We start from the raw sequence: 1996 nt of genomic DNA, 5'->3' as shown, positions 1-1996 counted from the left end.
AGCGGTCCTGTCGTGCAGCGAGCCGTTGGTCGGCAGACATGCCGCGCAGGTCTTTTTCGATACGGTACAGTGCCTGGATTTGAGCCAAGCCTTCCTGCGCAATCGGAGCCGCGCCGGATTGGGTGACATCATGCAGTTTGCGACGGGCATGGGCCCAGCAATATGCCAATGTCACATCTTGCGTCGGTCGTTTGAGCAAGCGGTTATAGCCGGCATAGCCATCGACCTGCAGGATGCCGCTGAAGCCCTTCAAAATAATGTCTGCGTGCTGACCAGATCGTCCCGGCGCGTAAGTGAACGCCACTCCAGGTGGGTCATCGCCGCCCCATGGCCTGTCATCACGGGCCAGGGCCCAGAAGTAACCTGTTTTGGTGCGTTTGCGCCCCGGCGCCAGAACCGGCGCAGGTGTTTCGTCCATAAAGAGCTTGGTGGAGCGCTTCAGATCAGCCATCAGGGCATCATAGACAGGGGTCAATTCGAACGCCGACTTGCCGACCCACGCAGCCAAGGTGGAGCGATCCAGATCAATGCCCTGGCGGCTGTAGATTTGCGCCTGTCGATACAGTGGCAAGTGGTCCGCATATTTTGAGACGAGCACATGGGCCAAGGTAGCCTCGGTCGGCATGCCACCTGCAATGATGTGGGCAGGTGCAGCAGCCTGGGCAATCCCGCTCTCGCAGGACCGGCACGCGTATTTTGGGCGACGGGTGACGATCACGCGGAATTGGGCGGGGATGATATCGAGCCGTTCGCTGACATCCTCCCCGATCACATGACGCTCAGCCCCGCAGGCGCAGGAGAGGTTAGGTTCAATGACCACTTCAACCCGTTCCAGATGCTTGGGCAGTGACCCGCGATTGGCCTGACGCGGCTTTGGGGGACGCACTGGGGCAGTCCGTTCGTCAGCGTCGATCTCGGCTTCCACCTGCGCGATGGCGGTCTCGATATCTTCGAGCTCCAGCTTGTATTGGGCCGGGTCAATCTTCTCGGATTTGGTCCCGAAGAGCGCCTTTTTGAACGAGGCAACCAAGGCCTCAAGCCGTGCATTCTGATCCTGTTGCGCACGGATGATCGCCTTCAGTTCGGCGATATCATCGGGCAATTCATCAGGCGCGGTCATGCCCGATGCCATAACAAAACAAGGCCAGAATGACCCGTGCAAACGCCCCTATGAGTCACTCTGCCGCAGCAGGGGCTGCCACCTCCAAGGGCTGCACCCGCCGCCAATCCAGACCTGCGAACAGCGCCTCAAACTGGGCCGGTTCCAGACGTATCACACCGTTCCTGATCGCAGGCCATTTGAAGCTGTTATCCTCAAGCCGCTTATACGCCATAACCAGCCCGCTGCCGTCCCAGTAGATTAACTTCAGCCGATCCGCCCGCTTGGCGCGGAAGACATAAACCGACCCATCAAACGGCTTCTGGCGCAACTGGCTCTGCACCAATGCAGCCAGCCCGTCATGCCCCTTGCGGAAGTCTACCGGTTCGCTGGCCACAAAAATCCGGACCTTGTGGGATGGCGTGATCACGTGGATAGGGCCATTGCGATCTCGGCGATACGCGCCGCAGGCGTCGCAGCATCAAGACGAACCGTAACATCGCCTTTGATCACATCAATCGTGCCGGAGGATGTGGCGGGTAGAGGCTGGGCTACAGGCACAGCCGTCTCAATCTCAACCGGCACAAAGTCCATGCCCTCCAAATTTGGCAGAACCAGCTTGCCCTGTCGCGCCATCCGCCGCCAATCCGACACTGTGCTTGGGATCAACTCGTATCGCTTCGCTACAGCCTTGACCGTCTCGCCCTCAATCAACGTCTCCGCCACGATCCGCGCCTTCAACTCGGCAGGCCAATCTCGTTTCCCGTCGGTACGGCGCGGCACCCTTGCCAGAAACTCGCTTGTAGCTCCCATCGAGAAACTCCCCACAAATCAAAGAAGCCTCTGAATCGCAGATCAGGCGCTATGCCGTAAGTGTGGGGGCGGCGCACCGCTTAC

3 protein-coding genes are annotated in these 1996 nt (G+C 59.5%); all 3 read right to left on the bottom strand.

Translation table 11 applies throughout. The features are described 5' to 3' along the window. A partial coding sequence (locus Q0908_RS20265; protein ID WP_299289101.1) for an IS66 family transposase occupies window positions 1-1120 on the bottom strand: 1120 nt, incomplete at its 3' end. 55 nt (window positions 1121-1175) lie between these two features. Beyond that, window positions 1176-1529 carry an IS66 family insertion sequence element accessory protein TnpB gene (gene tnpB, locus Q0908_RS20260; RefSeq protein WP_299289100.1) on the bottom strand — a complete coding sequence of 118 codons (354 nt, stop codon included), beginning with the start codon at window positions 1527-1529 and terminating at the stop codon, window positions 1176-1178. Then, complete coding sequence (locus Q0908_RS20255) at window positions 1526-1912, bottom strand: transposase (protein ID WP_299289099.1); 387 nt, start codon at window positions 1910-1912, stop codon at window positions 1526-1528. Before Q0908_RS20255 ends, tnpB begins: the two co-directional genes overlap by 4 nt. Window positions 1913-1996: the final 84 nt, after the last annotated feature.

This window comes from uncultured Tateyamaria sp. (assembly GCF_947494755.1).
Lineage (GTDB): Bacteria > Pseudomonadota > Alphaproteobacteria > Rhodobacterales > Rhodobacteraceae > Tateyamaria.
Note: the sequence above shows the minus strand (reverse complement) of the source record. Positions and strands in the feature narration are given on the sequence as shown.

Coding starts and splice junctions, on each gene's coding strand:
- Q0908_RS20255 (WP_299289099.1), bottom strand. CDS start 1,912: ATGGGAGCTACAAGCGAGTTTCTGGCAAGGGTGCCGCGCCGTACCGAC.